This window comes from Aeromonas salmonicida subsp. salmonicida, from assembly GCF_001643305.1.
In the GTDB taxonomy this organism is placed as follows: domain Bacteria; phylum Pseudomonadota; class Gammaproteobacteria; order Enterobacterales; family Aeromonadaceae; genus Aeromonas; species Aeromonas salmonicida.
Genome location: NZ_LSGW01000086.1, coordinates 39,604 through 46,353 on the forward strand (window position 1 = coordinate 39,604; position 6,750 = coordinate 46,353).

Annotated in this window: 6 protein-coding genes; 1 reads left to right on the forward strand and 5 read right to left on the reverse strand. The window is 64.3% G+C overall.

Going from position 1 to position 6,750, the window contains the following annotated elements:
- The first annotated feature begins 81 nt into the window (after window positions 1-81).
- Window positions 82-1,983 (forward strand): dihydroxyacetone kinase operon transcriptional regulator DhaR, encoded by a 1,902-nt coding sequence (gene dhaR / locus AXW79_RS16405; RefSeq protein ID WP_011899202.1) that lies wholly within the window; start codon window positions 82-84, stop codon window positions 1,981-1,983.
- A 93-nt stretch (window positions 1,984-2,076) separates the two neighbouring features.
- Here dhaR and AXW79_RS16410 read toward each other — a convergent pair whose 3' ends face one another.
- The 5 genes from AXW79_RS16410 to AXW79_RS16430 form a co-directional block, all read right to left on the reverse strand.
- Complete coding sequence (locus AXW79_RS16410) at window positions 2,077-3,159, reverse strand: glycerol dehydrogenase (protein ID WP_005316671.1); 1,083 nt, start codon at window positions 3,157-3,159, stop codon at window positions 2,077-2,079.
- A 159-nt stretch (window positions 3,160-3,318) separates the two neighbouring features.
- Complete coding sequence (gene dhaM, locus AXW79_RS16415; protein WP_005316674.1) at window positions 3,319-4,035, reverse strand: dihydroxyacetone kinase phosphoryl donor subunit DhaM; 717 nt, start codon at window positions 4,033-4,035, stop codon at window positions 3,319-3,321.
- Between the two features lies 1 nt (window position 4,036).
- Entirely contained in the window at window positions 4,037-4,666 is a 630-nt protein-coding gene (gene dhaL, locus AXW79_RS16420; protein WP_005316677.1) for a dihydroxyacetone kinase subunit DhaL, read from the reverse strand.
- Window positions 4,667-4,681: 15 nt separating this feature from the next.
- Window positions 4,682-5,752 carry a dihydroxyacetone kinase subunit DhaK gene (gene dhaK / locus AXW79_RS16425; RefSeq protein ID WP_005316680.1) on the reverse strand — a complete coding sequence of 357 codons (1,071 nt, stop codon included), beginning with the start codon at window positions 5,750-5,752 and terminating at the stop codon, window positions 4,682-4,684.
- A 238-nt stretch (window positions 5,753-5,990) separates the two neighbouring features.
- Window positions 5,991-6,750: NCS2 family permease (locus tag AXW79_RS16430; RefSeq protein ID WP_043151270.1), on the reverse strand; the 760-nt coding region annotated here is incomplete at its 5' end.

The window sequence follows — 6,750 nt, forward strand, 5'->3', positions numbered from 1 at the left end:
GCCTCTGAGGCAGGTCACTGAATCGGGCTCGCTGGCGTGGTTAAATGGTCTGCTCACATCTTGCCGGATATTGCTGTGACCATGCCATCTGACCTTCAGCCACTGCAGCCCTGGCCTGACTATCTGCAGGCCTCCTGGCTGCGCTGCGCCCACCAGACCAGCGCCACCCTCTGGCATCCGCCCCACAGCGCCAAGGGGCAAACCTTGCAGAGCCTGCGTCAGCGCAAGCGGGACTTGCTCACCACCGGCGAGATGGCCCTCGAAGATCTCTACGAATTTATGGAGCGGCGCCCCTGCGCCCTGCTGCTTACCGACGAGAGCGGTTGTGTGCTGGCCCGCACCGGCCACCCCGGCACGCTGGCGGAGCTGGCAGCGCTCGGGTTTGGCCCCGGCGCCTTTTTCAGCGAGGGGCGCATCGGCACCAATGCCATCAATCTGGCGGCGCTGGAAGGAGTGCCGCTCTGCGTCAGCGGCCCCCAGCACTTCAACCAGACCCTGCACCCCTGGCACAGTTGCGCCAGTCCGGTCTACAACAGCAATGGCCGTCAGGTCGCCATCATCGCCCTGATCTGCAAGGTGGAGGAGGCGAGCGCTGGCGATCTGGCGCTCACCGTCAGCGCCGGGCGCGAGCTGGCCCATCTGCTGCAGATGGAGACTCTGATGCAGGAGTCCCAGCACCACCTGAGCGAGCTCTACGCCCTGCTCGATGGCATGGATGACGGCGTGCTGGCCTGGGATCCCCAGGGCCGACTGCGCTACCTCAACGGGCTGGCGGCCAGTCGGCTGCGGCTCGATCCCGCGCTCTGCCTCGGCCAGCCGCTGGAGCAGCACCTGCTGTTGCCACAGAGGTTGCAGCTCGCCATCAAGGGGCAGACACCGCTCAGTCATGTGGAGGTAACGCTGGAGCGGCTCGGCGCTCAGGAGGGTGAGTTCATCAATGCGCTGATAAGCCTCAAGCCGCTGCCGGGGCCGGAGGGGGTCAGCTTTATCGCCCTGCTGCATCCGGTTGACCGGCTGCGGGCCATTCACCATCTGCGCCAGACGGTGCCCGAACTCTCCGCCCTGGTGGGCGAATCGAGTGCCATGCGCAAGCTGCTGCGCTATGCCCGGCAGGCGGCCCAGAGCACTGGCCCCATCCTGCTGCGCGGCGAGGATGAGGTGGGCAAGGCCCAGCTGGCGGAGGCGATCCACTTTGGCAGCGAACAGGCCGCTGGGCCCCTCATTACCCTCAACTGTCAGGCGCTGCCGAGCGAGCGGATGGCGTTGGAGCTGATGGGCTCTGACGAAGCGGGGCAGGAGCGGGCAGGCAAGTTCGAGCTGGCCCACGGCGGCACGTTAGTGCTGGAGCAGGTGGAGTGCCTCTCTGCCCCCATGCAGGCAGCGCTGCTGCAACTGCTCAAGACCGGCCGTATCCAGCGTTTCGATTCGGCCCGCATCCTGCCGCTCAAGGTGCGGATCATCGCCACCAGCAGCGCCCCGCTGGAGCAACTGGTGCAGGAGGGGCTGTTTGGCCGCCAGCTGCTCTATGCGCTGCAGGCGTGCGAGCTGTGGCTGCCGGGGCTGCGGGAACGCGCGGCGGATCTACCGGGTCTGATCAGCCAGCAACTAGGGGCGCAGGGGCGCGAGCCGGTGCGCCAGTTCAGTCCGGCGGCCCTCGATTGTCTGCTCGCCTATCCTTGGCCCGGCAATCTGGGGGAGCTGCGCAGCGCGGTCGAGCATGCCCTGCTCCATGCCGGTCAGGGGCGGATCCCGCCGGAGGCGCTGCCCGCCGCCATTCGTCACGGCTATCAGCTGGTGGCGAATGAGGTGGTGGGGCAACCGCTGCTCACCCTGGCCGAGCTGGAGCGGCAGGCCATTTTGCGCTGCGCCCACGCCTGCAAGGGACAGGTGAGCCAGATGGCCCAGCATCTTGGCATCAGTCGCACCACCCTCTGGCGGCGGCTGAAACTGCTGGGTATCGATCCCGCCGACTATCACGGCTGACGGCAACCCGAGCCGTCACCAACCGGCCCGCGAAAATGAAAAGGCCCCGCAGTTGCGGGGCCGTTTTATATGGCAAGGTCAGCAGTGGCGCGGTTACAGCCCCAGCTGGTGGGCGGTGACGATGGCCGCCAGCACATCCTCGGCGGTGACCTTGAACGGCATGTTATGGATGGTCTCACCTTCGGCAGTAGATGCCTTGGCCACTTCCATCAGGCGCGCCATGTCCAGCTCCTTGACCCCCATCATATGCAGGTTGGTCGGCAGGCCGATCGAGCGGCAGAAGGCCAGCACTGTCTCGATCTCCGCCATGGGCGCGTTCTCCAGCACCAGCTGCACTAGCGTACCGAACGCTACTTTTTCACCATGGTAGAGGTGGTGACACTCGGCGAGCTGGGTCAGGCCATTGTGGATGGCGTGGGCGGCGGCCAGGCCGCTGCTCTCGAAGCCGATACCACTCAGATAGGTGTTGGCCTCTATGATGTTCTCCACCGCCTTGGTGCAGAGCCCCTGCTCCACCGCCAGCTTGGCCTTGTAGCCATCGGCCAGCAGTGTCTTGTAACAGAGCTCGGCGATGGCCTGGGCCGCCAGGGTAGAGGCACCACCGGCCATGGTCTGGCAACCGGAGACCTTGTTGGCCCGCGCCTCGAAGTAGGTGGAGAGCGCATCCCCCATGCCGGAGACCAGCAGCCGCACCGGGGCCCGGGAGACGACGCCGGTATCCATGATGACCATGTTGGGGTTGGTCGGGATCATCAGATATTCGCTGAATTGCCCTTGTGGGGTGTAGATGACCGCCAGCGCACTGGTTGGCGCATCTGTGGAGGCGATGGTCGGCACTATGACCACTGGCACCTTCTGGTAGAAGGCGACCGACTTGGCGGTATCGAGCGTCTTGCCGCCACCTATGCCGATGATGACGTCGAACGGCGTCTGGTTGCAGCGGACCAGCAGGCGGTCGATCTCGGGGCGGGAGCATTCGCCGTTGAAGCAGTCGAACTCGGGCTTGATGCCCACGCCGTGGAAGCTGGTGGCAACCGTGTCGCCAACCAGCTTGGTGACGAAGGCATCGGCCAGAATGAGCGGCTTGGCACCGAGTGCCTTGACGTAGTTGCCGATATTGGCGAGGGCCCCGTTGCCTTGCACATATTTGCTGGGGCTGATGATGATGCGATCCATATTCTATCCCTCTCTCTAGTTCATAAGACTTCTTTTGAAACTAACAGGGGCGAAGGGGCGGCTGTGCCGGGGAGTCCTTCGTCTTTACTTGCATTACAGTGGCGCGGCAGCTGGCCCATTCGGTCGGTGCCGCACTTGGAAACGGGTTGGCGTGCGGCGTCAGTCGCCGAAACGCTCGTCGGCCAGCTGCTGGAAGCAGGTCAGGGCAGCCTCGGCATCTTCTCCCTGTGCCAGCAGGGTGAGTCTGTCTCCCTGACGTACGTTGAGCATGGTGAGCCGGGTCAGGCTGCGGGGATTGGCCTCTTTATCCCCCTTTTGCAGCCGGAGTTCAGCGGCAAAGGGCTTGAGGGCGGCCACCAGTCGGGCGGCGGGGCGCACATGCAGGCCGTGGGGGTTATCCACCACCACCTCGCAGCGCAGCCAGCCCTCGTCGGCTGCCGGTGCCGTCTCAGTGGCAACCTGTGCAGCTGTGGCAGGCAACATGGCTTGCTTGGGCCCCAGGGCGCCGAGCGCCTCTGCGGCCACCTCGTCGAGGCTCATACCTGAACCTGCCGCCACCACGGCAGCAAGGGTGCCCTCGACCAGCGGGGCCGGGCAGAGCCGCACCCGGGCGCTTAACTCAGAGGGCAACAGTTCGAGGGCGGTTTCGGCGCTCAAAAGGGCGCTGCCCAAGTCCATCAGCACCAGCACGCCACTGCCGTCGTCCGCTTCTTCTATCGCACTCATCACAGCGATGGCATCTGTGCCGATGGGGTGGTCGGGGTCATCGACCCCGGCCGCCAGCAGCAGTTTGGCCGGGCTGCCCAGTTGGTCGGCAAGCGCTTTCAATCCGGCCGCCAGCATGGCGCTGTGAGAGACAACTACGATTCCGATCATGTCACAACCTCGCTCTGTCACGCAGGGCGGTCAGCAGCAGCAGGGTCGAGGTCGCACCGGCATCCTGATGGCCTATGCTGCGCTCGCCGAGATAGCTGGCGCGTCCCTTGCGGGCCTGCATCTGTATGGTGGCCTCGGTACCGGCCGCGGCGGCTGCCACCGCCTTGTCCAGCGCATCATTGAGCGACAGCTCTTGCTGCTGCGCCTGTTGCAGGGCGGCCAGTGCCGGCCACCAGGCGTCGCACATTGTCTTGTCGCCCGGCTCGGCGCGGCCGCGAGAAACAATGCCCTCGACTCCGTCGCTCAGCATTTTGCCAAGCTGACTCAGGCTCAGGCTTTGGCAGGCGTCCGTACTGGCCGCCGCTCGAATGAAGAAGGTGCCGTAGAGCGGGCCGCTGGCGCCGCCGACCGAGGAGAGCAGGGTCATGCCGGTGGTTTTCAGCACCTGGCCGATATCCTTGCCTGCCACCGCAGGCAGCTTCTCGGCCACCTTGGTAAAGCCGCGCTGCATGTTGAGACCGTGGTCGCCATCGCCGATGTCGGTATCCAGCGCAGTGAGGTAGTCACGCTGCTCGGTGAAGATGTGTTCGCAGTCGAGCAGCCAATTGACGATGTGATGTTTGCTTAGCATGAGAGTAAGGGCTCCTTAGCAGCCGCGACGCAGGGCGGGGGTGTGAACGGGGGCATCCCACAGGGTCATCAGCTCGTCGTCCACCTTGAGCAATGTGATGGAGATACCTGTCATGTCGAGGGCGGTGCAGTAGGGACCTATCAGGTTGCGCACCAGATGGATGCCCGCCTCTTCGCACAGGGCCGCGAGGCGACCATAGACGCCATACAGCTCTGAAATCGGGGTGCCGCCCAGGCTGTTGACCAGGGCTATGACACGATCGCCCCGGTTGAGCGGTTCGATGAAGGTGTGCTCTTCCTGCCAGCTGCCGGAGGCTCTGTCCCAGTGGCGCAGGGTGCGGCCATAGGGGGTGTTGTCCGCCAGCTCGCTGAACATGTCATCCACTAGGGTATTGAGGTCGGTGAAGGGGCGGCGCGCTATACCGGGTTCGCCGTGGATGCCCACGCCAAACTCCATCTCGTTGTCCGCCAGAGTGAAGGAGGGCTTGCCGGCGGCAGGCACGGTACAGGCGTGCATGGCGACGCCTATGGTGCGGCTCTGGTTGTTGATGCGACGGGCCAGTGCCTCGCAATGGGCCAGGTCATAGCCCGCTTCGGCTGCGGCACCCACCAGTTTTTCGCACAGCACTGTGGTGGCGACGCCACGACGACCGGCGGTATAGAGGCTGTCTTTCACCGCCACGTCGTCATCGATCAGCGAGAAGCCGACCTTGACGCCATCGCCGTGCAGCAGCTCGACCGCGGTCTCGAAGTTGAGCACGTCGCCGGTGTAGTTCTTCACCAAAAACAGCACGCCCGCGCCGCCATCAACGGCCTGACCGCACTCGTACATCTGATCCGGAGTCGGCGAGGTAAAAATCTCGCCGGGGCAGGCGCCATCCAGCATCCCCTTGCCCACCAGACCGCCGTGCATCGGCTCGTGGCCGCTGCCACCGCCGGAGACCAGCGCTACCTTGCCCATCACAGGGGAGTCGGCGCGGGTGATGTAGTGGGGTTCGATACGTACCTTGAGCTCGGGGTGGGCGGCGGCCATTCCCATCAGTTGTTCACGGACCACGGCATCGACGGCATTGATCAGTTTCTTCATGGCTCACTCCTTGGCTTGCCACCGCTCGGGTGGGCAAATGGTTGATGAGGCCAGTCTAACGGGATAAATCGGGATAAAAATGACGGCCGGTTCGGTTCGGATTTGAAACAGGAGAAAGGTCATTGGCGTTTCAATCTGAAACAGCGAGAGGCAAACGGGCGAGAAACTGTTAGCGGCATCACAGCCATGAAAAGGGGCCCCGCAGGGCCCTTCGCTACAACCGGAATAAGTGGACGGGTTAGATGGCCCAGCCACCGGCATAGAAGACTACCAGTGCCACGGCGATGATGACGGTGCCGACGTTCAGCTTCTTCCACTCGGCGGCAAACAGGCGACCGACGACCAGCGCCACGAAGCCCAGCATGATGCCGGTGACGATGTTGCAGGTCAGCACGATAAATACGGCGCACAGCATGCCGGCGAGGGCATCGACCGAATCGCTGAAGTCCAGCTTGGTGACGTTGCCCAGCATCAGCAGGCCGACGTACATCAGGGCCGGTGCGGTGGCGTAGGCTGGTACCAGATAGCTCAGCGGCGAGAGAAAGATCATCATCAGGAACAGCACGCCGACCAGGGCTGCGGTCAGGCCGGTCTTGCCACCGGCCGCGGTGCCTGCGGCAGACTCGATGTAGACGGCAGCCGGAGCTCCACCCACCACGCCAGCGACCATGCTGCTGACGGAGTCGGCAGTCAGGGCCTTGCCGCCGCTGATGATGTGTCCACGCTCGTTGATAAGGCCCGCCTGACCGGCCACGGCACGTATGGTGCCGGTGGCGTCAAACACGGCAGTCATCACCAGCGCCAGCACTGTGGGGATGACCACTGGGTTGAGGGCGCCCAGCAGATCCATGCTGCCAACCAGAGAGCCTTTCTCGCCGGTCAGGCTCGGCATGGCGAAGAAACCCTGCCAGGTCACTTTCGGGTCGAAGATGAGGCCGAGGATGGAGATGGCGATGATCACCATCAGGATGCCGCCCGGTTGCATATTCCGGCCGATC